At 70.6% G+C, this 24,703-nt stretch carries 28 protein-coding genes and 1 tRNA gene; 12 read left to right on the top strand and 17 right to left on the bottom strand.

Going from position 1 to position 24,703, the window contains the following annotated elements; all coding sequences use genetic code 11:
* Positions 1–13 precede the first annotated feature (13 nt).
* Both F8S09_RS05545 and F8S09_RS05540 read left to right on the top strand, forming a co-directional pair.
* Positions 14–427 (top strand): globin domain-containing protein, encoded by a 414-nt coding sequence (locus F8S09_RS05545; protein ID WP_152869584.1) that lies wholly within the window; start codon positions 14–16, stop codon positions 425–427.
* A 47-nt stretch (positions 428–474) separates the two neighbouring features.
* Positions 475–1,566, top strand: coding sequence for a bifunctional 3-deoxy-7-phosphoheptulonate synthase/chorismate mutase (locus tag F8S09_RS05540; protein WP_152869581.1), 1,092 nt, complete (start codon positions 475–477; stop codon positions 1,564–1,566).
* Here the strand turns inward: F8S09_RS05540 and F8S09_RS05535 are convergent.
* From F8S09_RS05535 to F8S09_RS05525, 3 genes are read right to left on the bottom strand one after another with little or no spacing between them, the layout of a single operon-like run.
* Complete coding sequence (locus tag F8S09_RS05535) at positions 1,563–2,162, bottom strand: 2'-5' RNA ligase family protein (RefSeq protein ID WP_322618558.1); 600 nt, start codon at positions 2,160–2,162, stop codon at positions 1,563–1,565. The genes F8S09_RS05540 and F8S09_RS05535 overlap by 4 nt on opposite strands.
* A gap of 2 nt (positions 2,163–2,164) precedes the next feature.
* Complete coding sequence (locus F8S09_RS05530) at positions 2,165–2,824, bottom strand: helix-turn-helix transcriptional regulator (protein WP_322618557.1); 660 nt, start codon at positions 2,822–2,824, stop codon at positions 2,165–2,167.
* Between the two features lies 1 nt (position 2,825).
* Complete coding sequence (locus F8S09_RS05525; protein ID WP_152869579.1) at positions 2,826–3,875, bottom strand: Mrp/NBP35 family ATP-binding protein; 1,050 nt, start codon at positions 3,873–3,875, stop codon at positions 2,826–2,828.
* A 254-nt stretch (positions 3,876–4,129) separates the two neighbouring features.
* On the opposite strand from F8S09_RS05525, the gene rpmH reads away from it, so the two are divergent.
* The 4 genes from rpmH (at position 4,130) to F8S09_RS05505 (ending at position 6,670) form a co-directional block, all read left to right on the top strand.
* A complete protein-coding gene (gene rpmH / locus F8S09_RS05520) occupies positions 4,130–4,273 on the top strand; it encodes a 50S ribosomal protein L34 (RefSeq protein WP_019585335.1) in 144 nt (47 codons plus the stop codon).
* Positions 4,274–4,362: 89 nt separating this feature from the next.
* Positions 4,363–4,797 (top strand): ribonuclease P protein component, encoded by a 435-nt coding sequence (locus tag F8S09_RS05515; protein ID WP_152870199.1) that lies wholly within the window; start codon positions 4,363–4,365, stop codon positions 4,795–4,797.
* Positions 4,794–5,090, top strand: a complete 297-nt coding sequence (gene yidD / locus F8S09_RS05510) for a membrane protein insertion efficiency factor YidD (RefSeq protein WP_152869577.1) — start codon at positions 4,794–4,796, stop codon at positions 5,088–5,090. The genes F8S09_RS05515 and yidD overlap by 4 nt, the downstream gene beginning before the upstream one ends.
* Positions 5,090–6,670 carry a YidC/Oxa1 family insertase periplasmic-domain containing protein gene (locus F8S09_RS05505; protein WP_194165221.1) on the top strand — a complete coding sequence of 527 codons (1,581 nt, stop codon included), beginning with the start codon at positions 5,090–5,092 and terminating at the stop codon, positions 6,668–6,670. Before yidD ends, F8S09_RS05505 begins: the two co-directional genes overlap by 1 nt.
* Positions 6,671–6,743: 73 nt before the next feature.
* Here F8S09_RS05505 and F8S09_RS05500 read toward each other — a convergent pair whose 3' ends face one another.
* From F8S09_RS05500 to pdhA, 4 genes are all read right to left on the bottom strand, one after another.
* Positions 6,744–7,694 (bottom strand): hypothetical protein, encoded by a 951-nt coding sequence (locus F8S09_RS05500; protein WP_152869575.1) that lies wholly within the window; start codon positions 7,692–7,694, stop codon positions 6,744–6,746.
* 113 nt (positions 7,695–7,807) lie between these two features.
* Positions 7,808–8,995: a C39 family peptidase gene (locus tag F8S09_RS05495; protein ID WP_152869573.1), complete on the bottom strand. Its 1,188-nt coding sequence runs from the start codon at positions 8,993–8,995 to the stop codon at positions 7,808–7,810.
* 67 nt (positions 8,996–9,062) lie between these two features.
* Complete coding sequence (locus F8S09_RS05490) at positions 9,063–10,076, bottom strand: alpha-ketoacid dehydrogenase subunit beta (protein WP_152869571.1); 1,014 nt, start codon at positions 10,074–10,076, stop codon at positions 9,063–9,065.
* Between the two features lie 61 nt (positions 10,077–10,137).
* On the bottom strand, positions 10,138–11,184 hold the full coding sequence (gene pdhA / locus F8S09_RS05485) for a pyruvate dehydrogenase (acetyl-transferring) E1 component subunit alpha (RefSeq protein ID WP_227978527.1): 1,047 nt from the start codon (positions 11,182–11,184) through the stop codon (positions 10,138–10,140).
* Positions 11,185–11,545: 361 nt separating this feature from the next.
* Here pdhA and F8S09_RS05480 point away from each other — a divergent pair, with 361 nt between their 5' ends.
* The gene (locus tag F8S09_RS05480; RefSeq protein ID WP_152869567.1) at positions 11,546–12,046 is read left to right on the top strand and encodes a hypothetical protein; all 501 of its coding nucleotides are present in this window, start codon (positions 11,546–11,548) and stop codon (positions 12,044–12,046) included.
* A 60-nt stretch (positions 12,047–12,106) separates the two neighbouring features.
* Here F8S09_RS05480 and F8S09_RS05475 read toward each other — a convergent pair whose 3' ends face one another.
* The gene (locus tag F8S09_RS05475) at positions 12,107–13,036 is read right to left on the bottom strand and encodes a DUF4384 domain-containing protein (protein ID WP_152869566.1); all 930 of its coding nucleotides are present in this window, start codon (positions 13,034–13,036) and stop codon (positions 12,107–12,109) included.
* A gap of 129 nt (positions 13,037–13,165) precedes the next feature.
* On the opposite strand from F8S09_RS05475, the gene F8S09_RS05470 reads away from it, so the two are divergent.
* Together F8S09_RS05470 and F8S09_RS05465 are read left to right on the top strand one after the other, a co-directional pair.
* Positions 13,166–13,717 (top strand): hypothetical protein, encoded by a 552-nt coding sequence (locus tag F8S09_RS05470; protein WP_322618556.1) that lies wholly within the window; start codon positions 13,166–13,168, stop codon positions 13,715–13,717.
* On the top strand, positions 13,714–14,979 hold the full coding sequence (locus F8S09_RS05465) for a sensor histidine kinase (RefSeq protein WP_322618555.1): 1,266 nt from the start codon (positions 13,714–13,716) through the stop codon (positions 14,977–14,979). The genes F8S09_RS05470 and F8S09_RS05465 overlap by 4 nt, the downstream gene beginning before the upstream one ends.
* A gap of 308 nt (positions 14,980–15,287) precedes the next feature.
* Here F8S09_RS05465 and F8S09_RS05460 read toward each other — a convergent pair whose 3' ends face one another.
* Both F8S09_RS05460 and F8S09_RS05455 read right to left on the bottom strand, forming a co-directional pair.
* Positions 15,288–16,259, bottom strand: coding sequence for a CAP domain-containing protein (locus F8S09_RS05460; protein ID WP_152869564.1), 972 nt, complete (start codon positions 16,257–16,259; stop codon positions 15,288–15,290).
* A gap of 147 nt (positions 16,260–16,406) precedes the next feature.
* The gene (locus tag F8S09_RS05455) at positions 16,407–16,997 is read right to left on the bottom strand and encodes an RNA polymerase sigma factor (RefSeq protein WP_152869562.1); all 591 of its coding nucleotides are present in this window, start codon (positions 16,995–16,997) and stop codon (positions 16,407–16,409) included.
* A gap of 74 nt (positions 16,998–17,071) precedes the next feature.
* Here F8S09_RS05455 and F8S09_RS05450 point away from each other — a divergent pair, with 74 nt between their 5' ends.
* Positions 17,072–17,428 (top strand): FUN14 domain-containing protein, encoded by a 357-nt coding sequence (locus tag F8S09_RS05450; RefSeq protein ID WP_152869560.1) that lies wholly within the window; start codon positions 17,072–17,074, stop codon positions 17,426–17,428.
* 132 nt (positions 17,429–17,560) lie between these two features.
* Here the strand turns inward: F8S09_RS05450 and tsaB are convergent, their stop codons facing one another.
* Positions 17,561–18,136, bottom strand: coding sequence for a tRNA (adenosine(37)-N6)-threonylcarbamoyltransferase complex dimerization subunit type 1 TsaB (tsaB, locus tag F8S09_RS05445; protein WP_152869558.1), 576 nt, complete (start codon positions 18,134–18,136; stop codon positions 17,561–17,563).
* A gap of 91 nt (positions 18,137–18,227) precedes the next feature.
* On the opposite strand from tsaB, the gene F8S09_RS05440 reads away from it, so the two are divergent.
* Positions 18,228–19,370, top strand: coding sequence for a citrate/2-methylcitrate synthase (locus F8S09_RS05440; RefSeq protein ID WP_194165220.1), 1,143 nt, complete (start codon positions 18,228–18,230; stop codon positions 19,368–19,370).
* A 62-nt stretch (positions 19,371–19,432) separates the two neighbouring features.
* Here the strand turns inward: F8S09_RS05440 and F8S09_RS05435 are convergent, their stop codons facing one another.
* The 5 genes from F8S09_RS05435 to F8S09_RS05415 all read right to left on the bottom strand — a co-directional run bounded on the left by F8S09_RS05435 (position 19,433) and on the right by F8S09_RS05415 (position 22,641).
* A complete protein-coding gene (locus F8S09_RS05435; protein WP_152869554.1) occupies positions 19,433–19,858 on the bottom strand; it encodes a hypothetical protein in 426 nt (141 codons plus the stop codon).
* Between the two features lie 150 nt (positions 19,859–20,008).
* A complete protein-coding gene (locus F8S09_RS05430; protein WP_152869552.1) occupies positions 20,009–20,461 on the bottom strand; it encodes a hypothetical protein in 453 nt (150 codons plus the stop codon).
* A 57-nt stretch (positions 20,462–20,518) separates the two neighbouring features.
* Positions 20,519–21,499: an MBL fold metallo-hydrolase gene (locus F8S09_RS05425; RefSeq protein ID WP_152869550.1), complete on the bottom strand. Its 981-nt coding sequence runs from the start codon at positions 21,497–21,499 to the stop codon at positions 20,519–20,521.
* A gap of 31 nt (positions 21,500–21,530) precedes the next feature.
* Positions 21,531–21,995, bottom strand: a complete 465-nt coding sequence (locus F8S09_RS05420) for a metallophosphoesterase family protein (protein WP_152869548.1) — start codon at positions 21,993–21,995, stop codon at positions 21,531–21,533.
* 70 nt (positions 21,996–22,065) lie between these two features.
* Complete coding sequence (locus F8S09_RS05415; RefSeq protein WP_152869546.1) at positions 22,066–22,641, bottom strand: hypothetical protein; 576 nt, start codon at positions 22,639–22,641, stop codon at positions 22,066–22,068.
* A gap of 86 nt (positions 22,642–22,727) precedes the next feature.
* On the opposite strand from F8S09_RS05415, the gene F8S09_RS05410 reads away from it, so the two are divergent.
* A complete protein-coding gene (locus tag F8S09_RS05410) occupies positions 22,728–24,380 on the top strand; it encodes an outer membrane protein assembly factor BamB family protein (RefSeq protein WP_152869544.1) in 1,653 nt (550 codons plus the stop codon).
* Between the two features lie 119 nt (positions 24,381–24,499).
* Here the strand turns inward: F8S09_RS05410 and F8S09_RS05405 are convergent.
* A tRNA-Ala gene (locus F8S09_RS05405) sits at positions 24,500–24,575 on the bottom strand.
* Between the last annotated feature and the right edge of the window lie 128 nt (positions 24,576–24,703).

Raw genomic sequence — 24,703 nt, 5'->3', positions numbered from 1 at the left:
GAAGCTGGCCGCCATGACCGCACCCCTCTCCCTCGCCGAGGGCGGCTCCCTCTACGACCGCATCGGGCCGGAGGCGCTCGCCTCGCTGGTGCGCCGCTTTTACGCCCACGTCGCCCGCGACCCCGACCTCGCGCCGATCTTTCCCGAGGACCTCACGCACACGGCGGAAAAGCAGTTCGCCTTCCTGTCGGGCTTTCTGGGCGGGCCGCCCCTCTACCACCAGCATTACGGGCACCCCCGTTTGCGGGCGCGGCACCTCCCGTTCGAGATCACGCCCACGCGGGGCCGGGCGTGGCTGGCCTGCATGAACGCGGCGCTGCGGGAGACGCCTGAGATCGGGGAGGCTGAGGCGCGGGAGCTGTACGCGGCGCTCGCGCGGGTGGCGGTGCATATGGTCAATGCACCGGACACACCAGCCCCGAATTGACTAGCAGGGTCACGGACGGCTCAGGCGTGCCCCCCTACACTGGCCGCATGACTTCTCAGCGCAGCATCGACGACCTCCGCGCGGAGGTGGACGCGATCAACCGGGATCTCCTGACCCTCCTCTCCCGCCGGGGCGAGGTGGTCGCGCAGATCGGGCGGGCCAAGTCCGCCGAGGGCCGCCCCCAGCACTACGACCCCGCCCGCGAGGAGCAGCAACTGCGCGAGCTGGAGCGCCTCAACCCCGGCCCCTTCTCGCACGCGGCGGTCAAGGCGGTCTTCAAGGAGATTTTCAAGGCCAGCCTCGACCTCGAGGAGAGCAACGACAAGAAGCAACTGCTGGTGTCGCGCAAGGTGCAGCCTGCCGATACCGTGCTCGACATCGACGGGGTGCGGATCGGCGGGGACGCGCCCCCGGTCATCATCGCGGGGCCGTGCTCCATCGAGTCGGCCGGGCAGATGGAGGAGACGGCCGCGTTCCTGGCGGGCCGGGGCGTCCGGATTCTGCGTGGCGGGGCGTACAAGCCGCGCACGAGTCCCTACGGCTTTCAGGGGATGGGGGTGGACGGCCTCTTGATCGGCGGGCAGGTCGCCCGCGAACACGGGATGCTGTTTGTCACCGAGGTGATGGACACCCGTGACGTGGAGGTCGTGGCCGAACACGCCGACATTCTCCAGATCGGTGCCCGCAACATGCACAACTTCGCCCTGCTGCGCGAGGTGGGCCGCGCCCGGCGCCCGGTGCTGCTCAAGCGCGGGCTGGCGGCTACCGTTGAGGAATGGCTCTATGCCGCCGAGTACGTCCTCTCGGAGGGCAACCCCGAAGTCATCCTCTGCGAGCGCGGCATCCGCACCTTCGAGAAGTGGACGCGCAACACGCTCGACCTCTCGGCGGTGGCCCTCGCCAAGCAGGAGACGCACCTGCCCGTGATCGTGGACGTGACCCACGCCGCCGGGCGCCGCGACCTGCTGATTCCACTGGCGAAGGCAGCCCTGGCGGTCGGCGCCGACGGCATCCACGTTGAGGTGCATCCTAGCCCCGCCACAGCGCTTTCAGACAACGAGCAGCAGCTCGACTTCGCCGGATACGAGCGCTTCGCGGCGGCGCTGGCCCCGATGCTCGGCGTGCCGACGCTGGTTTAGCCCTCCGCTCCCCGCACCTCCGCCCGCCCCGCTTCCCCGGTGAGGCGGGCGAGCAGTTCGGCCCCCTCGCCCAGGGGGAAGGTATGCACCTCCTGCACCTCGCCGCGTTCCTCCCGGGTCAGGCTCAGGACCTCCACCCCGAACGACGTGGCCGGGGGCGTGAGCTTCTGGACCTCCGCCCAGATCAGGTCCTCCACGCGCGGCAGAATGCCCAGGCCCAGGGTGAGGTGCGGGGTGTACCCCTCGCCGTCGTGGGGGGCGCGGGTGGACGGCCCCACGCTCAGGGCGCGGGCGTGCAGGTCGGAGAGATGGGGGGTCCGCACGCACTCCAGAAAAAGCATGTGCGGCAGCCGCTTCCAGCCGCGCACCGGGACCTCGAAGGGGGCGGTGCCCCGCAGCGCCTCCCGGAAAGCCGCGACGAGTTCGCCCGTGCTCAGGTCGGTCTGAAAGGGCGCCCGCAGGTTCAGGTGCGGCGCCCCGAAGCCGCGCACCCCCAGCCGCTCCTGGGTGCGCCGCAACCAGGTGTCGAGTGCCTCGGGCGGCCACGCGACGAGGCTGTAGAGGGGCTGGCCGCTGGCCCGGTCGGGAGCAGTCACGGTCAGGGTCCGATCCGGTAGCGGCACTGGCCCTGCCCGCAGGCGATGCGCGTCTCGCGGGTGACGGGCACGCCCAGCACGTCCGTGAACAGCCGCAGCTCGCTGTGGCACAGCTCCGGGAAGCTCCGCGCCACCGTCAGGTTGGGGCAATTGCGCTCTGCGATCAGCCACTCGCCCGCCCGCGCTCCGGGTTCGGCCACCGCGTCGAAGCCCAGCTCGGTCAGCCAGGCGGCGAACCGGGCAATCCGCTCCTCGGGCGGCAATTCGGCGGGCAGCGCGGCCTGCACCTGCGCGGTGAGTTCCGCGCTGCGGGCACCCAGCACCCGCGTGACCGCCTCGTCCCCGTAGAGGGTCTGGAGGTGGCGCAGCACGTCCACACACAGCGCCGAGTACGTCTTGGGAAAGGTCGCCTCGCCCCGGTCGGTCAGCACGAAGACGTGCTGGGGCCGCCCCCGGCCGCCGGGCCGCTCGGTGCGGGCCTCGATCAGGCCCTGTTCCTGAAGGTCGAGCAGGTGCCGCCGCGCTCCCGGCACACTGATGCCGAGATTCGCCGCGAGGTCCTGTACCGTCTGCGGCCCGGCGCGTTTGAGCCGCTCCAGCAACCGGTGTTTGGTGCGCTCCGGGGGGGGCGCAGGCGTGGGCTGGGGGGCCGGGGCTGTCACCTCAGACCACCGGGAGCTGGTCGGGGAGATGCGAGAGGGCCTGCACGCTGACCCGCCCGGCGAGTGTCCGCGCCACCCCGGTCAGGGCCTGCGCGGCCGCCGAGTCCGGGTGCGCGAGCACGGCGGGGGCGCCCGCGTCGGCGTCCTTGCGGACCTCGAGGTCCAGCGGCACCTCGCCCAGCAGCGGCAGGCCGCCCAGCTTCTGCGCTCCGCCGCGCCCGAAGATGTCGTAGGTCAGCCCGGTGTCAGGCGCCACGAAGTAGCTCATGTTCTCGATCACCCCCAGCACGGGCACGCTGGCCTTGCGGAACATGTCCACCGCCCGCGCCGCGTCGATCAGTGCCACGTCCTGCGGGGTGGTCACGATCACCGCGCCCGTCACCTGAATGGTCTGGGTCAGGGAAAGCTGCACGTCGCCCGTGCCCGGCGGCAGGTCCACGATCAGGTAGTCGAGGTCGCCCCAGGCCGCGTCTTTCAGGAACTGCTGAATGGCCGAGTGCAGCATCGGCCCGCGCCATACCAGCGCCTGCCCCGCCGGGGAGAGGTTCGCCATGCTCAGGAAGCGCAGGCCGTGCGCCTCGAGGGGCTGCATCTTGCGCTCGGCGTTGGCGGTCACGCGCTCGGCGCTGCGGCCCAGCATGTGCGCCACGCTAGGGCCGTACACATCGGCGTCGAGCAGGCCCACCCGCGCCCCGTCCCGCGCGAGCGCCGCCGCGAGGTTCACCGCCACGCTGCTCTTGCCCACCCCGCCCTTGCCGCTGCCGACCAGCAGCACGTGCTTGACGCCGGGCAACGCGGGCTGGCCCCCGGTGCGGACCATCGCGCCGAAGGTCACGACCACGTCCTGAATGCCGGGCACCCCGAGCACGGCCGAGCGTACGTCGCCCTCAATCTGGCCCTTCAGGGGGCAGGCGGGCGTGGTCAGGTTGACCTTGACCTGCGCCACCCCGCCCTCGACCTCCGCCCGCTCGATCATGCCCAGCGACACGAGGTCGCGGTGCAGTTCCGGGTCATTCACGGTCTTCAGGGCAGCCCACAAGGCGTCACGCATATCCCGCCATTAGTAGCGCGGCGGAGGCGGGGGCGGCAAGCTCAGGGGTCACAGTGGGCCGGGGGTCACGCTGCCAGGAACGGTTTCCGGGATGAGTGCGGTGGCGGTCGTGGCTGCCGTGCCCCTTCCCGCCCCCCGGGGGCGCGTGCTACACTCCCGGAGTTTGCCTCCCAGGGGGCGAGTTGTCGCGCATGCACGGCAGGCCGCAGGGGTGAGAAGCCCCAGGCCGCCCGCCGCGAGTAAGGAGTAAGACCATGAAGCGTACCTACCAGCCGAATGTCCGCAAGCGGGCCAAGACCCACGGCTTCCGCGCCCGTATGAAGACCAAGGCGGGCCGCAACATCCTCGCGCGTCGCCGCGCCAAGGGCCGTCACCAGCTCACCGTCAGCGACGAGTAAGGCCGCCCCGCCAGGAGCAGGCCATCGTCCAGACTGAACCCCCCAGCGCCACCCCGGAGCGGCCCCGCCGTCCGGTGGCGCTGGTTTCGTTGACCGGCGACCGCGAGTTCCGGCGGGTGCGTCAGCACGGGGCGGTGGTGCGCGACCGCCTGTTCACCCTGCGCGTCACCGATTACCGCCCCCGCTACGGTGAAGTCTGGCGGCCCCGCGCCACCATAGGGATCGTGGTGCCCAAAAAGACCCTCAGCCGCGCGGTGGACCGCAACCGTGCCCGCCGCCGGGTGCGCGAGGCGTTGCGGACCCTGCCCGGCGGCCTGCCCCCCTGCCGCGCCATCCTGCTGCCCAACCCGGCGGTCCTGAAAGTGCCCTTCCCGGAGCTTCAGGTGGCGCTGGCGCGGGCCTTGGCGGGCACGCCGGGCAAGGGCAAGCGCGGTGGCCGGGGCGGGAACTCTGCCCCTGCCCCCCGCGTACCCGGCCCCGTGACCCCCCCCGCCCCTGCCCCAACCGAGGAGGCCCCCCGATGAGTGCGCCTGCCCGTACCCTGGTGCGGCTTGTTCGCTGGTACCAGCGTGACCTCTCGCCGCGCAAGCCCGCCCCGACCTGCCGCTTTACCCCGAGTTGCTCGCAGTACGCGGCCGAGGCGGTCGAGCGGCACGGTGCCCTGAAGGGCGGCTGGCTGGCGACGTGGCGCGTCGTGCGCTGCAATCCGCTGGTGCCCGGCGGTTTCGATCCGGTGCCGGAGGAATGGCCGCGCCGCCACCCGTCTCCGGACAGCTCTTCCCCCTCCCGCCGCCCTCCCTCCAGAAAGTCACCCTGATGAAGACCCGAACCCTGCTTCCCCTGACGGCCCTGGGGGCGCTGCTGCTGCTCACCGGCTGCGGCACCACCGGCCCCCTTCCCACCTTCGGCAAGGCGATCACGCCCGAGTGGATCGTGGCCGATTTCGACGGCCAGCCCGGCGACGAGTTCATCGCCACCAGCAACCTCAGCGACGTGGTGTTCAACGCACGGGGCGAGGTGATCGGCTGGTACGTCAAGAACTACGCGGGAACGCCCTTTATCAAGCAGCGTGCCGACGGGACTTACGATTTCACCGCCCTGCGCGAGCAGCGCGGCATCGTGAACATGGTGGGCAGCCGCAAGGCGCTGGCCCTGGAAGGCGAGGGCCTTGACCCCGCCGCGCCCGCCGAGGCCAGCACGCCCCGGCTGACCCAGAACCTCGCGCAAAACCGCCAGGACGCCGTGTTCCGCTACACCCAGAACGGCGTGGCCGTGACCAAGACCGTCACCCTGCACCCGCGCAACTACCTCGTGGACGTGCGGACGCAGATCGAGAACGGCCCGGACACGTACTCCATGCTGTTTCCCGGTCTGGGCAAGGCCGACAACCCCCGCGTGCAGGCGGTGCCGGTGGGCGGGCAGCCCGCCGCCGTGCAGGGCAGCGGCACCCTGACGGTCGAGAATATCGTCTACGCCGCGTTGCAGGAAAATCCCAGCCAGGTCGCCCACGCCCTGATCGTGCGGCCCCAGGGCGAGACGCGGGCCGACGCCGCGCTGACCGGGGGCGAACAGGGCCTGATCCGGGTGGGCCTGACGGGAGACAGCAACCTGGAGGTTTACGGCGGGCGCAACGAGCTGATTCACCTGTACCAGAGCAGCCTGAGCACCCTGCCGGGGCTGTTCGATCCCAACTGGTTCGGGCAGATCAGCCTCCTGATCGTGAAGCTGATGGAGACGCTGTACCGCTTCGTGGGCAACTGGGGCCTGGTCCTCGTGCTGCTCACGGTGCTGCTGCGGCTGATCATGTGGCCGCTGATGCAGGCGCAGGGCCGCACCACCGCCCGCATGCAGGTGATGCAGCCCAAGATCAAGGAGATTCAGGAGAAGTACAAGGACAAGCGTGACCCCGACTCGCAGCGGGCCATGCAGACCGAGATGGCGCAGCTTTACCGAGACTACAACTTCAACCCGGCGGGCTGCTTCTCGACCTTCCTGCCCTTCCCGGTGCTGATTGCGTTGTGGTCCACCATCCGCAACTTCGAGTTCGACAGCGGCTTCCTGTGGCTGCCGGACCTCGCCATTCCGGACCCCTTCTACATCCTCGCGCTGATCTACCTCATTGTGAACATCGGTCAGCTTTACGTGATGACCCGCAAGAGCCCCGACATGTTCCGGCAGCAGGCCTTTATCTACATCATCTTCCTGTACTTTGCCCTGACTTTCCCGGCGGGCGTGACGATTTACATCATCCTGTCGACCCTGATCGGGATCATTCAGCAGGTCATCATCAACAAGCAGGTCGAGCGCGAGACCGCCTCCCTGGGCCAGACGGTGCAAAAGGCCCCGGCCCGCGCCGCAGGCAAGACCGTCAAGACCATCGAAGCGCCGAAGAAGTAGACACAGCAAGAAGGGCCGCCCTGCCGCAGGAGGTGGGGCAGCTTCTTTTGGTCGGCGGGAGGGCGAAGGACTCCTACCGCTGCTTGACCCGTCCCCAATCCCGCAGCGCCCGCAGCGCCTCCCACGTCCGTACGCTGCGCCACTCGGCCTCGGCTTCGGGCCACACGTCGGGGAAGGTGCCGCCCCAGTCCCAGGTCGGCCCCCACGAGCCGTCTCCGCGCTGAGAGGTCAGGAGGTGGCCCAGCGCCGCCGCGAGTGGCTCTTCGAGGGCGTGGGCGAGGGGGGAGGCGGGGGTGGGGGCCGCATGCAGGGGGTCGAGGCCGTACCCGGCGAGGGCCTCCGGTGTGCTCGCCACCCGCTCCGGCAGCACGTCGCCCAGGTACTCCAGCACGGGCTGGCGGTGGTGCTCGGGCACTTCAGGGGTCTGGGCGAAGAGGGCGGCGACCGCGTGCCCGTTCACGTCCCCCGGCTCCAGCCCGGCGAGGATGGCGTCGCGCGTTTCCAGGGTGAGCTGCGCAAGGAGGCCTTCCGGCAGCAGTTCCGGCCAGCGGTGCAGCCGCGCCACGATGCCCGCGCGGGGGTTGACCCGGAACTGCCCGAAGGCCGCCGCGAACGCTTCGGGTTCCACCTGACTCCACCAGGGGGCGTGGGGCTGCGCCTGCACCTCCGGGGGCAGGAAGGGCCATACCGACCCGCCGAGCGTGACGTGCAGATTCTCTCGCAGCCACGTGGCCGCGCCGTCAAGCAGTTCGTCGGAGTCGGGCACGTCGAGGTCGTGCAGCACCTCCAGCGCCGTCCCCGTCGCCAGCACGCTGCTGCCCGGCGCCCGCACGTCCGGCTCCAGCGCCCGCCCGAAGCCGCCGTCGGGATTGCGGTAGACACTCAGGGCGTCCAGTACGTCTGCCGCGCTTCCCCCCTCGAAGGCGTGGCGAAAGCGGGCGGCTTCCAGCGGCCTGCCCCGCTCCAGCAGGAAGGCGCGGGCGCTGGCGAAAGCTTCCGGCGTGAGGCGGGCGGTGGAGAGCATGGAACAGGGTAACACCGCCGTGGGCCGCCGTTCGTCGTGGGCCAGCCCCCCGTTCCTCCCGCACCCACACGGAGCAGGAGAGCCGGCGACAGCGCCCGCCGAGCCGCCGTGGGTCAGCCCTTTGCCAGTTCCGCCCGCGCTGCCGCGTAGCCCGGCCGCAGCCGCAGCGCCTCACGGTAGGCGGCCTGCGCCTCGGCGGTGCGCCCCAGGGCACCCAAGGCCCGGCCCCGCCAGTAGTGCGCTTCCTCGTGGGTGGGCACGTCACGCAGGATCTCCCCGGTCAGGCGCAGCACGTCGGCGTTGCGCCCGGTGCGGAGGTACGCCTCGAACGGCCCGAAGGAATACCACGTCGCCCGCCAGGGCAGGCCCCCCGTGTGTCGGCCGGGCCGGGTGGGGTCCAGCGTGGGGTCGGGCTGGGCCGCGAATGCCTGATCGAAGGCCCGCGCCGCGCCCCGTGCGTCCCCGAGGGCCAGCTTGGCGTGCCCCACTGTGAACCACCCCACCGCGTCCTGCCGCCGCTCGGCCTCGGCCAGTGCGACCCGCAGCGCCTCGGCCTTCGCCCGCACTGGGTCGGCCCGCTCGGCGAGCAGTTCCTCGACTTCCGCTGCCCGCTCCGGCGGCGTCACCACCAGGAAGGTGCGCCCGAACGAGCGCCACAGTTCGTCAAAGCGGCCATACGGCATCGTCAGCGGCCCCAGGTAAGAATCCAGGGCGCTGAAGGTCTGCGCCGCGTCGTCGTACCCGGTCAGCAGGCGGTAGTGGCCCATGCCACCGCTGTCGGGGGTCACAAACCACGTTTCCACGATCACCGGAATCCCGGCGGCCAGCAGCCGCTTGAGCAGCGGGCGGTCCCCGTTCGTGGCGAGGTGCACGTCCATCCCCTGCGAGCGGGCGTAGGCGGCCAGCTCGTCCGGCGACACGTTCACGTCCCCCGCCGAGGGCTTGAGCTTGGGAGCGATGTCGTACTGGGTCAGGGTGCTGCCCCAGCGGCTCAGCGCCATGCCCACCGTGACCGGGCCGCAGTTGTTCAGCCGCTGGTACTCGTGCCGGATGCCGGGCACCTTGGCGGAGACAGGGAGGGACGGCGGGGGGGGTTCCAGCGCAGGTTCCGGTTCAGGCTCGGGCGCGGGTTCAGGCTCCGGTATGGGGGCAGGGGATGGAGAGGGTGTCGTCTGCGCGGCGGCCAGCACCGGGGCAGGCGGCTGGGCTACCGCCTCTTCAGACGAGCGAAAGCGGTCTACGGCAAAGACCGCCGTCCCCGTGAGCAGGGCGGCGGTGAGCAGCAGGGGCGCGGGACGCATCCCCTCTACGGTGCGTGAGCTTCATGATTCGGCGCTGAGGCCCAAACGTGCCCCAGGACGCACTCGGTCAGTACGCCATGACCTTCCGGATCGCCTTCGCCACCCGCACCGGATTGGGGCGGTAGGCGTCCTCGATGGAGGTGAAGGGCGGGTAGGGCGCGTCGAAGCCCGTCACCCGCACGATGGGCGCCCGCAGGAAGTCGATGGCCTCCTCCGCGATGGTCGCGCTGATTTCACTGTGGAAGCCCCCGGTGCGCGGCGCCTCGGTCACCACGATCACGCGGCCGGTCTTCTGCACCGAGGTCAGGATGGTGCCCGTGTCCAGCGGCACCAGCGTCCGCAGGTCGATCACCTCCACCCCGATGCCGTGGGCGCGGGCGGCGTCGGCAGCCTTTTGCGCGACCTCGACCATGCCGCCGTAGCAGATGACCGTCACGTCGTCGCCTTCCGTCACCACGCGGGCCTGCCCCAGCGGAATGGTGTAGTGGCCTTCGGGCACCTCCTCCTTCACCGAGCGGTAGAGCTTGATCGCCTCGAAGAAGAAGACGGGGTCGGGGTCCTCGATGGCGGCGAGCAGCAGCCCCTTGGCGTCGCGGGGGGTGGAGGGGATAACCACCTTCACGCCGGGGGTGTGGGCCAGGATTGCCTCGGGCGAGTCGGCGTGCTGCTCGGGGGTGTGAACGCCGCCGCCGTAGGGTGCCCGCACGACCATCGGCAGGTGGTAACGGCTGCGGGTGCGGTGGCGGTAGCGCCCCAGGTGCGACAGGATCTGATCGAGCGCCGGGTACAGGAAGCCCGCGAACTGAATCTCCGCGACGGGCTTCAGGCCCGCCAGCCCCATGCCGATGCCCATGCCCACAATTCCGGCCTCGGCCAGCGGGGTGTCGAAGACGCGGTCCGTTCCGAAGCGGGCCTGCAGGCCGTCGGTGGCGCGGAACACGCCGCCCATGATGCCCACGTCCTCCCCGAAGATATGCACGTCGGGATCGCGTTCCAGGGCGAGGGCAAGGGCGTCGTTGATGGCGGCGACCATCGTCATGGTGCGCAGGGCAGTCACCGTGGGGGTTGCGGGGGCGGTCATGCGGACACCTCGGGAAAGCGGGGGGTGAGGGGCGTGGGGCGGTAAGCAAAGGCGGACGGCTTCACTGCCCTTCCTCCGCCAGCAGCTCGGCCCGCTGTCGCCGCAGCGCCGGGGTCGGCTCCGCGAAGACGTGATTGACGATCTCGGCGGGGGTGGGCTCGGGGTAGGCGTCGGCCTCCGCGAGCGCGGCCTCGAACTCGGCCTCGATCTCGCGGACGATCTCGGCGTCCTGTTCCTCGGTGAGGTGGCCCTGGGCGAGCAGGTGGGTTCGCAGGCGCACCACCGGGTCCTTCTCGTCCCAGCCCGCCGTGTCGTCGGCGGTGCGGTAGCGGCTGGGGTCGTCCGCGACGGTGTGGGGCTTGACCCGGTAGGTCACCGTCTCGATCAGGGTCGGTCCCTCGCCTCGGCGGGCACGCTCGACCGCCTCGCGGGTCACCACGTAGGTCGCCAGCACGTCGTTGCCGTCCACCCGCACGCCGGGAATGCCGTAGCCGTCGGCGCGGCGTGACAGGTTGGTCGCCTTCGTCTGGGCGCGGGTGGGCACGCTGATCGCCCACCCGTTGTTCTGGAGGATGAACACGCACGGGGCGTTCAGCGCCCCCGCGAAGTTCAGCGCCTCGTGGAAATCGCCCTCCGAGCTGCCCCCGTCCCCGATAAAGGCCATCGCCACGTTGGACGTGCCGCGCCGCGCCTCGGCGAGCGCCGCCCCGACCGCATGCGGGTACTGGGTGGCGATGGGGATGTAAAAGGGCAGCACCTTGAGGTTTTCCGGCATCGCCCAGCCGTGGGGGCTGGTGCGCCAGTAGGCAATGGTCTGTGGGATGGGCAGGCCGTAGGTCAGCGCCGCGCCCGTGTCGCGGTAGGTCGGGAACAGCCAGTCCTCGTGGGTCAGCGCGGCGGCGGTGCCGACCTGACTGGCCTCCATGCCGCCGTAGGGCGGAAAGACGCCCATGCGCCCGGTGCGGTACAGCACCCAGGCCCGCTCGTCGAAGTGCCGGGCGCGGCGCATCAGGCGGTAGAGATGGCGCTGCGTGTCCGGGTCGGGCAGCCGGGCGGCGTCGGTCACCTCGCCGCTGGGGGTCAGCAGTTGCACCATGTCGTCCGTCATGGCGTGAGGCACAGCTTCGGCGGGCGGAGCGGCCGCCTTGCGGGAGGAACGGGTTCGGGTCATCGGACACCTCGGGGAGTGGGGGAGGGCGGCGGGGACAGGCCGGGCGGCCCACCTCCAGCATCCACAGGGGAAGCGAGGTGGGCCGGGGAGGGCCGTCAGGGTGCCCGGCGCTGGTTCAGCAGCCGCGCCGGGGGCCGCCCGCACGTGGGGAGCGGCAGGCAGGGGAACAGGCGGGGCAGGGGCGTCGGCATGGCGGGGAAGCGGCGGGGGGCCGCAGCGTGAAGAAAAGCTGTAGCCGCAGCGTAGCAGATGCCTCCCGGCCCGCGCGGCGCGGCGCGGCTCAGGCGTACACTGGGCCATGAGAAAAGCCCTGCTGGCGCTGACAGCCCTGGCCTTCCTGACTCCCCCGGCGGGGGCCGATCACCAGCAGGACAACCTGCGCCCCCTCCTGGCTGCCGACCTCTGCCCGCCCGTCGCCTACGTGTATGTCGACGACGAGGAATCGGAAGATCTCGGCGTCGCGCTCGACGAGCAACTGATGCGCTACGCCACCCTGTACGGGGTGCCCTCCGGCGATCCCAAGACCTGCACCGTGCAGCAGATCTTCTCGGTCGACGCCTTCGAGACCGAGGACGGCGACTTTCTCTATGCGCTTGACCTCAGCGTGCAACTGCGCCCTGACGCGCGGGTCACGCTGGGCAGCCGCCAGTTCACGGTCAAGGCCCTGGAACTGTGGTCCACCTCGGGCTATGGCCGCGCCGCCGACGCCGAGGGGCTGGTCCGCACCCTGACGAACAATGTCCGCGCCTACTACGAGGAACTGGCCCTGTCCTGGAAAGCGACCCACCCCGCCCGCTGAGATCGGCAGGACAGCCGCCGGGCCTCCGCATCAGGGAGGCCCGGCGAGGTGCAGTGCGGCTCAGCGGCGCTCGATCTTGACCTCGTAGTCGGCCTTCTTGCCCTTCTGCTTGACCTCCAGCTCGGCGCGGGCGCTCCCCTTGCGGAACTCGCCCCGGATATGGTTGCCGGTCTTGCGGGTGCTGGCCTGGGTGAAGCCTTCGGCCTTCAGGCGGGCGGCGTACTCGTCGTAGACGGCCTGGAGGCTGCGGCCCTGAACTGCGGCCTTCCACTCGCGCACGTTCGGCAGGGGCTGAACCGTGATCGAGAGGGCCTGAGCGGTGCGGGGCGGCGGCTGGATCGGGGTGCCACGGGGAGGAGTGGCCGCAGTGGGCGCCGGAGCAGGGGTCTGGAGAGGCGCGGCCTGTTCCTTCCGCGTGGCGACGGTGTAGAAGGCCGTGTCCGACACCCAACTCGCCTGCGGCAGTGGGTTGACCACGATGCTCAGCGCCTGTGCGAGCTGCCCCTGCCCCTGCACGCTCACGGTGGCGAAGCGGCTCTGCTGGCTCTTGAAGGTGGCGATCTGCCCCAGGTCTAGCGGTTTTAAGCTCGCCAGGACCAGCACCTTGTTCAGTCCCAACGGCCCCGCGATGTCGAAGGTGAAGGGATCGCCCGCCGCCGGGAAGGTGCGGGTGGTGTTCGCCTTCACGAAGTTGCCGCCGCTCTGGTACTGGTTGGGCAGCACCAGGTCTACCTGACCCTGCGGGTCCACGTTGAAGAGGTAGACGTAGGCGTCCTGGTTGACAATGGCATACAGCCGGATGCGTTCGCCCACCGCGTAGGCGGGCGCCTGCGTGCCGCTGCCCCGGTCGGTCCACACCCGGACACTCAGGCTGGTCTGGACCGGGTTGACGATGATGCTCTGGGCACTGAGCACCGGAGCGGCCCCGGCGGTCCCCAGCGAGAGGGCTCCCAGCAGCGGGGTCACGAGCAGGAGGAAAGAAGGACGCATGGGCCTACTGTCCCCTGGACGCATGACGCCGGGCTGACGCTCAGGGTAGGGCTGGGGGCTGGTCCTTTCACGCCTTTTTCATCTGTTGCCCCCTTGAGGCCCACGCCGGAAGGACTCTAGATTGGGGCCGTGTTCCCCACAAAGCGCGTTTTGTTGATGGCCTTGGCGCTCGGCTCGGCGGTGGTCGTCGGCATATTTCCCGGTGGCTGGGGACAGGCGGCGAGTACGCCCTTCAGCTATCTGCGCACCGCGCGGCCTGTTCCTGCCGCCAAGCCCGGCGAGCGTCCGCTGCTGCGGCTGGAGGGCAAGGCCCAGACGCTGACCCTGACCCGCAGCCAGCTGCTCGCGCTGCCCACGGTGCGCTACGCCACCCGGCACGCGCAGTTGGGGCGCACCTTCACCTACGAGGGGGTGCCGCTGCGCGACCTCGCCCGGCTGGGGGGCTTCGCCGATCAGGACATGCGGCTGCACGCCAGCAACGGCTACGTGACCACCATCTCGGCGCGGGACTACGGGGCCGCGCCCATCATGCTCGCGCACACGGCGAACGGCAAACCAATTTCCACCCTGGAAAAGGGGCCGCTGACGGTGGTCCTCCCGCCCGACGAGCGGCGGTTTCCGCGCAGCCAGTACGGCTCGGCGTGGGTGTGGTTCGTCGAGCGCGTTTCCCCCGCCCCGTGAGCGCCCGCGCCACCGAAGACGTGACAACGGGCGCTGCGGGGGCCGCGCCCGCCCACCGGGTCCCCCTGGGCGTGCGGGCGCGGGAAGGTCTGCTCGCGCTGCTGCCCACCGTGGTGACGGGGGTGCTCCTGCTCCTCGCGCTGCAACCCGCCTACCGCTCGCTGCTGGACCGGGGCGACGGCTGGTCCATCTACAGCTACCACGGTCTCGCCAAGGACGTGCTGCAGTACCGTGCCGCCCGCCTCGACCCGGCGGTGTCCCGGGAGGAACGCGAGCAGATCCGCGATCAGGTGCGGTCGAGCCTGCTGACGCCGGGGCAGTTCGACCATCTGGCCGAGGTCGAAGCCCTGGGTGAAGCCCGGCTGAACCGGATTCGCACGCTGCTGGAGGAAGGTACCCCGCAGGCCCTCGCCGAAGCGGGGCGGCAGGCCGTGCAGCTCAGCGCCCAGGCCGAGGCGCTGTCGAACCAGCAGGGGCAGGACTACGCCAGCGAGTTTCGCCAGCTCCGCCAGGTGCTGCTGTGGACGGCCCTGGCGACCGGGCTGCTGAGCATGGCCCTGATCCTGCGGGCGCTGCGGCTGTGGCGCTCGGAGCGCGAACGCCGTGCCCGGCGCGAGGCCCGGCAGCGCGAGGCCCTCAGTTTTGCCAGCCATGAGCTGCGCCGTCCCCTCCAGAACCTGCTGCTCGCCAGCGACCTGCTGCGGCACTCCGACACCCCCGAGGCCCAGCAGCGTCTGCTGGGCCTGATTGAGGACAGTGCCCGGCAGCTCGCCAGCCGCGCCGACCTCACCCGGCTCGACGACCTGTACCTCGACGTGACCCTGCGGGTGGCGCCCACCGACTTGCGCCTGATGGTGCAGCGGGCCGCAGGGGGGCGCGTCGCGGCGCGGGTGCCGGAGGAGCCGGTCGTGTGGTCGGCCGATCCCGACCGCGTGACCCAGATGCTGGAAAACCTGGTCGAAAACGCCCTGAAGTACACCTCCGGCCCGGTCGAGGTGGCGCTCGCGGTGGTGGGCGGGCAGCCTGAGCTCACCGTGCGCGACCACGGCCCCGGCATCCCGCCGGAGCGCCGGGCCCAGATGTTCTTGCCCTACGAGCGCGGTCCCCTGAGCGTGGCGCCGGGACAGGGGCTGGGCCTGTCCCTGGTGCGCCGCTACGCCCGCGCCCACGGCGGCGACGTGACCCTGGAAGACGCGCCGGGCGGGGGCACCCTGGCGAGGGTGCGGCTGGGCGAGCCCCCGCTGGTGGATGAGCGGCGCTGAGACTTCTGGCGCCTCCACCGGTGGGCGCAGTGCCGGGTTAAGGGGTGCAATCCCTCGCCTACGGACCCTGAGTGCGCCTTGCGGGTTGAACGAGCAGGACCGTTTGCGCCGTCTAGGCCAAGGGCGAACTTCGCCCGCTCCCCCCTTCTGCTGCGCAGCTTTGCCGTCCCCGGCCCTGTGCCCACGCAGCTCTCTAAGTCCCCCAGGAGGAGGGAGCGAGAAAAAGCCCGTTTGCACCGCTGATCTTTCAGTTGTGCATCAGGCCTCGTAGGCACAGGAGCCCCGCGCCCCGAGGGGGAAGCGGTCGCTTACTCCACCAGCGGCGTGCCGAACACCTGGGTCCAGAAGTGGCGGTAGCGGGTGCCGGGCCGCTCCACATGGGCCACGCCGAGGTGCGTGAAGTCGCCCATGATGTTGCGGCAGTGGCCGGGACTGCGCAGCCACGCGTCCACTACCGCCTGCGGGGTGGTCTGCCCCCCGGCGATGTTTTCGGCACTGGCCCCCACCCGCAGGCCCGTCGCCTGCACCCGCGTGGCGGGCGTGCTGCCGTCCAGGGTGCTGCGGTGGTCGAAGTAGCCGTGCAGGGCCATCCCCGCCGACTGCGCCAGCGCGGCGACCTCCAGCTCCGGGTGGCGCTTGAGGGGCGGCAGGCTCTGGCCTCCCTCCCGCAGGGCCGCGCAGTTCCAGCCCCGCGCCCGCGCCTGGTTGGTCAGGCGCAGCACTTCCGTCTCGAAGGGGACGCTGCGGGAGAACGGGGCCATCCGGAAGGTGACCCCCTGCGTGAGCACGCCGCCTTCGCCGGGGAGCCGCACCCCCGCCCGGTACTCCCCGGTTTCCAGCGGGATCGGCCCCGCGTCGACCGGACGGCCGTCCAGCGAGAAGCGTGGCGTGGCAGGCCGGTAGATCACGCTGCCCGCCGCCGAGAGCCGCACCTCGTCCCGCCCCAGCAGCACGACGAGTTCGGCGCGTTCGGGGCCGCTGCTTTCCACCTTCACATCGCCCGTGGCGGTCGAGCGCACCCGCCCACGGTTGTCGAGCAGTTGTGCCCGCACCGTGTAGGTCCCCGGCTGGTAGTACGTGTGCGCCGTGGCGCTCCCCTGGCCCCCCTGCCCGTCCCCGAAGTCCCACACCACGCGGTGGTCGGCTGAGGCCTGCGCCCGGAAGGCCACGGTCAGCGGCGCCCGTCGCGTCTCGCTCATCGAGAAATTCACCCGGAACGTTACCGGCTGCGCCGCGCACGCCCCCAGCACCGCCACGCCCGCCAGCAGGCCGCTCCTCATCCATGCCCCTTGCTTCACCAGTTCACGCTAGCGGGTTGGGGAGGGGAGAGAAAGTCGCCAGGACCCAGTCGCCGGTCGCCAGGACAACCAGCCTCCGTCCCGGCTGGGACTGTGTGCTGCCAGCGACTGATCACTGGCGACCGGCGACTAATGCACGTCCGCCGCGTCGGCCAGCAGCCCTGCGAGTTGCTCCTTGGCCCGGAAGACGCGGCTCTTGGCCGTGCCCACCGCCACCCCCTGAATGCGGGCGATCTCGTCGTAGGGCAGGTCCTCGACAAAGCGCAGCACGACGGCCTCACGGTATTCGGGAGCCAGTTCCATCAGCGCCCGCTGCACGCGGCCCTGCGCGTCAGCGCTCTCGGCGGCCTGCACGGGCGAGCGGGCCGCACTGGTGACCTCGAAGCCCACGTCCTCCCGCGCTTCTTCCAGACTGAAACGCTGAAGCTGCTTGCGGCGGTGAGACTCGATCTGGGTGTTGCGGGCGACCTGATACAGCCACGGCAGCACCCGCTCGCCGGGCCGAAAGGTGCGAATCGAGCGCCACGCCCGGTAAAAGACCTCCTGGGTGAGGTCGAGCGCGTCTTCGGCGTTGCCCTCCAGCCGGTAAAGGTAGGCGTACATGCGGCCCTCGTGGGCCGACACGAAGTCGTACCACGCCGCCTCGTCCCCCCGGCTGAGGCGGTCCAGCAACTCGGGGGGGAGGACATCAGGCTCGGGCGTCACGTCGCTGCCCACCATACCCCGCCCGGCCCCCCGGCGCGTCCGCCTTTTGGCGCGTGCGTGGGGCGGGGCGCTACGATGCCCCCCAGCCCTTGGCCTCTTTGCCCCCCGCCCCCACTCCCGACGCTTCCCTCTCCGAGGCGCTGCGCTCCGTGCTGCCCGACCTCAGCGTGGGGGCGCTGCTGGGCTTTGCCACCGGGCTCGCGCTGCGGAAGGTGAGTCGCCTCGCCCTGACCCTGCTGGGGCTGCTGTTCGTGACGGTGCAACTCCTGGCCTTCTGGGACATCCTCAGCGTGAACTGGCTGCGCGTGCAGGCATTGGCCGACCCCCTGCTGCGTCAGGGTGGGGAAGCTGGGGCGGCGTGGCTGGGGCGGGTGCTTACGGCAAATCTGCCCTTCGCGGGGGCGTATGCGGCGGGGCTGGTGCTGGGGTTGCGGGCGCGGGGGTAGCGGGACGCGGCGGAAAGACCCCTCACCCCTCGCTGCGCGAGGCCCTCTCCTCTCGGAGAGGGTTGTTTGACCCCTCTATCAGGGGGAGAGGGGCGCTGCGAAGCAGCGGGGTGAGGGGTCCCTTTTCCCGCCCTACAGGTACGCCAGCGCCCACTCCTCACTCCCGTGGTCCAGACCGGCCCGCAGCAGCGCGAGGCCGTCGGGGGGTGGGTCACGGTGGTGCGGGCGTCCGGCGGCGAGCGTCTCGAAGGCGTCCAGACTGTCCTTGTGCGGGGGGTGAATCACTCGGCCCACCACCCCGCCCCGCACCTCATACACCGCGCCGTAGACGTTCTCCCGCCGCGCGTCCAGCGAGACGGCCACTTCCCCCTCCAGGCCGCCCACCAGCCCTTCCAGGGTCGGTACGCCCAGCACCCGCGCTCCCCACACCCGGCCCAGGCCCAGCGCGTAGCTCGCGCCCACGCGCACCCCGGTGTAGGACCCTGGCCCGGTGCCAATCACGACCGTGCCGGCGTGAAAGGGGAGGCCCGCGTCCGTGAAGAGGTCGCGTACCGTCCCTGCCAACCGTTCGGCGTGCGCCCGCCCGACCTCCTCGCGCCAGGACCGCTCGCCGCCGGGCCAGGCCAGGGCCAGGGTCAGGAAGGGGGTGGCGGTATCAAGGGCCAGGGTGACGGGGTGGGGGGCAGCGGACGCTGGCATGGCGGGCATTGTAGGGGGCCTGGGCACCGTCCTTGTCACCGGAGCGGGAACCGTGTGGGGCGCACGGTCCGGGCGGGGGCGGTGCTATGGTGAGCCCACCATGACCAACACCGCCAACGTCGCCAAGGGGCTGGAAGGTGTGCTCTTCACCGAGAGCAAGCTGACCTTTATCAACGGAACCGAGGGCATCCTGACCCACCTCGGCATCCCGATTCAGGACTGGGCCGAGCACAGCACCTTCGAGGAACTCTCGCTGGCCCTGCTGAACGGCAAGCTGCCCACCGCCGCTGAACTCGCCGCCTTCGACGCCGAACTCAAGGCCAACCGCGCCGTTCCCGAGGCGCTCGTCGAGATCATTCGCCACATGCCGCGCGGGGTTCACCCCATGCAGGCGCTGCGCACCGCCGTCTCCTACCTCGGGCTGCTGGACCCCCAGGCCGAGCAGACCACCGAAGACGCCCGCCGCGCCATCTCGGTGCGGATGATCGCGCAGTTCTCGACGATCATCGCGGCCATCAACCGCGCCCAGGAGGGCCACGACATCGTCGCCCCGCGCATGGACCTGACCCACGCCGGGAACTTCCTGTACATGCTGACGGGCAAGGAGCCGACCGAGGAGCAGGCCCGGCTGTTCGACATCGCCCTCGTGCTGCACGCCGACCACGGCATGAACGCCAGCACCTTCACGGCGATTGCCACCGCGAGCACCCTCAGCGACATGTACTCCTGCATCACCTCGGCGGTCGGGGCGCTCAAGGGGCCGCTGCACGGCGGCGCGAACGAGGCCGTGATGGACATGCTCGACGAGGTCGGCACCCCTGACAAGGCCGAGGCCTACATCACCGGGAAGCTCGACCGCAAGGAAAAGATCATGGGCGTCGGTCACCGCGTCTACAAGTACTTCGACCCCCGCTCGCGCGTGCTGCGCGACTACGCCGAGGTCGTCGCCAACAAGGAAGGCAAGAGCAACTACTACCAGATTCTCGAGACCATCGAGAAAACGGTGGTGGACCGCATCGGCTCCAAGGGCATCTACCCCAACGTGGACTTCTACTCCGGGACCGTTTACTCCGACCTCGGCATCCGCAAGGAATACTTCACGCCGATCTTCGCGCTCGCCCGCATCAGCGGCTGGTGCGCCAGCGTGATCGAGTACACCCGCGACAACCGCCTGCTGCGCCCCGACGCGGTGTACACGGGCGAGCGCGACCAGAAGTACGTGCCGCTGCAAGAGCGCCAGTAACACTGAGAAGGCGGCGGAGGCCGGGACCCGTGGGGTTCCGGCCCCTGCTTTGCGGAGCGCCTTCAGGCTTCCAGCGGCTCGACCACCCAGGGGCCGTAGTGGTTCACGAAGCGGGCGTGGCTGTCACGAAACGCCTGGGCCACCTCCGCGACCCCTGTCCGCGTGCCGGATAGGTCCACGCTCAGCACGATGTCGCCGCGTCCCAGGGCGTGGGCGTACTGCTCAATGTGCGAGCGCTCGTCGGTGAGGCCCTGCATCAGGCGCAGAAAGCGCCCCCACAGGCCGTGGCCCTCGGTGTTCAGGGTGCGGTGACCCTCGTCTCCCATAATGATCTGCACAGCCTGGTCCCTCAGCCCCAGGGTCAGCAGCAGGTCCGTGCAGTGCCGCAGGTCTTCCAGCGAGGTGAAGACGCCGTACACGCGGTTGCGGCTGAGCAGGGTGAAGTGCGCGGGAGCAGGTCGGCGCGACAGCTGAGAACGGGCAGGCATAGGCTTCCTCCAGCGGCGCGGGCAGGGCAGCCCGGTTTAGTGGATGAACCTCCAGACGCGGCACCAGCAAGGAAGCAGTGGCCCTGAGCGTACGCCGCGCAGATTAGGCCAGGGTGGGAGGCCCTGCCCGCTGCCTCACGCCCCCCGCGCCTACGCGCTCAGGCCCTTGCCGCCGTGCAGGGTGCGCTCCACTGCCTCCGTCACCTCGGCCTCGAAGCGGCGCAGGTGCTCGCGCAGGCGCCCCAGTTCCTCGGGACCGAGGTCGCGCAGCCACAGCACGGCGCGGCCCAGCACGGCGAAGGTGAGGGGGGCGTCCTCCGGGGTGTCTTCCTCCTCGACCGGATCGAGATTGAGGGCGCCGTAGTCGAGGCCCTGGTTCATCAGGTTCATGCCCATCAGGATGTCGGGCAGCGAGTCTTCCTCGACGTACAGGTCGAGGTCGAGGTGCAGCCGCACAATCACGCCGCTCTGCGGGTCAGGCTCTGCGAACAGGGCCACCCGGCTCTCGCCGTGGCGTACCAGGGCGCCGTCCTCGACCGCCTCGACCTTAAGCCCGCTCTCCGAGAGTGCCCGCATGATGCGCTGAAGTTCCGGGGCCGTCATGGGCGCGAGTATAGAGCGGGGCCTGGGGACCAACCGTGGCGGCGTGGGGAGCCGCCCTCAGGCGTGGTACACCCACGCCCCGTCCTGCCACGTGCGGGCCAGCGCCCCCAGCAGCCGGAGGTGCTCGGCGTGTGCCAGCGTCTCCGCGAGGGCGAAGCGGCGCCCAGCGACATTCAGGTCGCGCGGAAACATCACCAAGCTCAGCTCGTAGGCGCTGCGGGCCTCCCGCGCGGCCTCGGCCTGCACGAAGTCGAGCCGCTCGTGGTGGTGCGAGCGCAGCTCGCGGGCGCGGGCCTGCACGCCCTCCATGACGGGGCCGTGATGCCCCACGACGGCGCGGCGCGGGTTCAGGGCCTCCAGCTTGCCAAGGGTCTGGAGGTAGTCTCCCAGAGGATCGGGCCGGGTATAGGCGTACAGGCCGATATTGGGGCTGATGCGCGGCAGGATCGCGTCTCCGGCGATCAGCAGGCTTTCTTCCTCGTTCCAGAGGCCTAGGTGCCCGTCCGCGTGGCCGGGCAGCCACAGCACCTCCCAGTCGGTTCCGGCCAGCGGCACCTGCTGGCCCTCGCGCAGCGGCTGAACCCGGCTGGCAGGCTGCACGCGGTCGCGGGTGCGGCGGCTGTCGCGCTCCAGGCTCTCCAGCAGCCCCGGCGGGAGGCCGTGGTCCGCCATGTGCTTGATGTGCCCGGGCAGCCACTCTTCCCAGAGGTGCCAGTACCGCTCGCCGCGCCCGATCTCCACGTCCAGCATCTGCACGGTCGCCCCGCCGCGCTCCTCGACCACGCCTGCCAGCCCGTAGTGGTCGGGGTGGTGGTGGGTGATGATGACCCGCTCCACATCCGGCCAGTGCAGGCCGAGTGCAGCCAAGCCGTCCTCGATGGCCGTCCGCGCCTCCGGCGTGTCGAGCGCCGTGTCGATCAGCGTGACCGGGCCGCCTGTGTCGATCAGCACGGTGACCGTCTTCATCGGGTAGGGGATCGGCACCTGAAGGGCGTGCAGGGTGCCTTGGACGCGCACGGGAGCGGGAAGAGCGGTCATGGCAGGCAGGCTAGCACCCACTCGGGGCCGCTCAGGGGGCCAGGACGACGGGTTCGGCCCGCACGCCGCCCCCCTTCAGATGCAGCCACGCGCAGGCCACCGGCAACCGGAAGCGGCGCGGCCCCACCGACCCCGGATTCAGGTACAGCACGCCGTCCTGTTCCTCGGCGCGGGGCTGGTGGGTATGGCCCGAGAGGACGACTTGCACCCCGGCCGCGACGGGGGAGAGGTCGAGGGCCGAGAGGTCGTGCAGCATATAAATCCAGATACCCCCCAGCTCCAGCAGCGCCGTCTCCGGCAAGTCGGACAGCGGCGGCGAGCGGTCCACGTTGCCGCGCACGGCGTGAACCGGGCCGGGGGAGACGGCCCGCAGCGCCTCCAATATTTCCATCTTTCCCACGTCACCCGCGTGCAGCACGGCGTCGGCCTGCGCGGTGAGGGGCAGAACTTCCGGGCGCAGCAGGCCGTGGGTGTCGGACAAGGCGAGGACGCGCATGGGGGCAGTTTAGGGACGGCAACAAAAAACTGCGCCCCCATATGGAGGGCGCAGTGAAACCGCTGAAGGCTTACAGGCGGCTCTGGATGGCGCGGAGGCTGGCGCTGTCGGCCCAGCTCAGGCCCTGGTCCACGTAGGTGCGGGCGGCAGCGCGGTCGCCTCGCTGCAGGGCGATGTAGGCGAGCTTGGCCGCGCTCAGGCTGGCAAGCTGGCGCTCGGTGTCGTTCAGTTCACCGAGGCGGCTCCAGGTGTTGTAGGCGTTGATCCACCACTGGGTCTTGGTGTAAAGCTGCGCGAGGTAAGCCTGGTAGTTGCGGTTGCCAGCTTCCTGCTGCGCGGCGTAGAAGGCGTGGTCCACGGCAGTCTTCCACAGGGTGCGGTCGTAGAAGGGCAGCGGGTAGGCCACGTCGGCCTGCACGGCGAACTCCTGGGCGCGGGCGAAGTTCTCGGCGGCGCTGAGGGTCGCGGGCGAGGCCGTGGTCGCCGCGTCCGTCTGGGTGGTATCGGTGGTCGTTTCGGTGGTCTCGGTCTGCTGCGTCTCGGTCTGCTGGGTCTCGGTGCTGGTGTCGGTGGGGGGCGTGGTGGTGTCCTGGGCGGCGGCCAGTCCCGCCAGGGCGAACGCGGTCAGCATGAGAATCTTTTTCATAGCGAGAGCATCTTAAGACGCTAGCTTGGCGAGCGTCCATTCGCCAAACCACCCTGTAAAGGGAGTGTAAAGGAGCTTACCTTCACATGAGAAAAGCGCTGATTCTCTCACTTGCTCTGCTCTCGCCGCCTGCTCTCGCTCAAGCCTCGTCCACCTCTGCATCACCTACCGTCACATGGTTCAAAGACCTCAAGGTGCTGTCCACCGTCGCCGTGGCCGATGATGGCGACCTCTATTTCGTCGGCTCGGACAACCGCCTGCACCGCACCGACGCGCGGGGCGTGGAGCGTTGGAATCTCCCCGTGGGGGACATCGGACGGGCCAGCCCGTTGATCACGCCGCAGGGCACGGTGATTGCGGCCTCGTACGACGACCATATCTACGCGGTGGACGCCTCCGGCAAGCAGCTCTGGCGCACCCGGCTGGACGGAGACATCTTCGCCAGCCCCGCGCTGCGGGCCGACGGCAGCCTGATCGCGGCGACGGCGGGCGGCACGGTGTACGCGCTGGGGCCGGGGGGGCAGGTGCTGTGGACCTTCAAGGTGGGGGCGCCCGTCTTTAGCAGTCCGGCGGTGGCGCAGGACGGAACGATCTACTTTGGTGCACAGAACAACCGCCTGCATGCGCTGACGCCGGGCGGCAAACTGAAATGGACCTTCGGGGCCGGGTCGCTGGTCTTCAGCAGCCCTGCCATCGACCGCCAGGGCAACGTGTACTTCGGCTCCAGCGACCGCAAGCTGTACGCCCTTGACCCCGCCGGAAAACTGCGCTGGACCCGGCAGACCGACCTGTTCGTGAATGCCAGCCCCATCGTGACGGGCGACGATCTGGTCGTCGTGGGGAGCTACGACGGTAAGGTCTACGCCGTGAACACGACGGGCGAGGACGAGTGGGTGTACCCGGCGGGCGCCCCGGTGGCGGCGTCGGCGGTGCAGCTTGCAGACGGCAGCGTGGTCGTGCCGGACCTGATGGGCACGGTGCACGCCATCGGCCCGAACGGACAGGCCCGCTGGACGGTCAAGACGGGCAAGAAGATCGACACTCCCGTCGCCGTGAGTGACCGGGGCGTGCTGTACTTCTCGACAGAGGGCGGTGGCCTGAGCGCCGTGGAGCGTCAGGCCCCGCTCGCCGACGGCCCGTGGACGAGTTTCCGCAGCGTGCCTGCCGGGTGGGGCCGCGTGTTGACCCCGCAGGAGGCCGCCGCCCGCACCGCCTCCAAGCGGGCGGCCCTCGCCGCGCTGCCGGTGTCCCGGCCGACGACGGCCGCGCCTGTCCCCACTCCTGCCAAGCCCGCGCCGACTGCTCCGGCAGCGACCCAGCCTCCCGCCCCCGTTCGCCCGGTGACGCCCCCACCCGCTCCCACCCGCACGCCGCAGGCCGCCGCCGAGGCCGCCGGACGCGGGGCACGGGTCGTGGGCGGGCAGGTGGTCCTCCCCCTGGCCGACCTCATGGCGGCGCTGGGGGTACGGGTGCAGGTGCTCACGCCGCGCACGGTGACACTCGGATTGCCGCAGGCTGGGGCCACGCCCCACACCCTCCCGGTGCAGTTCGTGAACCGCGCAGCTTACGTGCCCCTCTCGGCCCTGAAGAGCCTGCCGGGTGTCCGGGTCGAGCTGGCGGGCCGGGCGAACGGGCTCCAGTTGCGCCAGGGCGAGCGCCTGCTGCCCTTGCCGCTGAATGTCGCGGCCCTGGCCCCGCTGCGCGACGAACCCGAATACCCGGCCGTGGTGCGGCGCTGACGCGAGCCTCGGCACAGAAGGACGATTCCAGACCCCGCTCGCCAGGGCGGGGCCTTCTCTCACGTCCTGGGCCAGTCCGACCTCAACGCAAAAAGCCCGCACATGGCGGACTTTCTTGGTGGTGGAGTCGAGGGGGATCGAACCCCTGACCTCGTCATTGCGAACGACGCGCTCTCCCAGCTGAGCTACGACCCCACACTTGGATTTCAGCCCTTTTTCAAGGGCGAGGCAGAATCTAGCACGCTCCCTGGAGGCGTGCAAGGGGTGTGGGCGGTCAGGGGTGCGGGACAGCCGCGGCGGCAGTCTCACCGGGCGCGGGTACA

Source organism: Deinococcus terrestris, from assembly GCF_009377345.1.
In the GTDB taxonomy this organism is placed as follows: Bacteria; Deinococcota; Deinococci; order Deinococcales; family Deinococcaceae; genus Deinococcus; species Deinococcus terrestris.
This window is presented reverse-complemented; position numbering and strand designations above follow the sequence as displayed.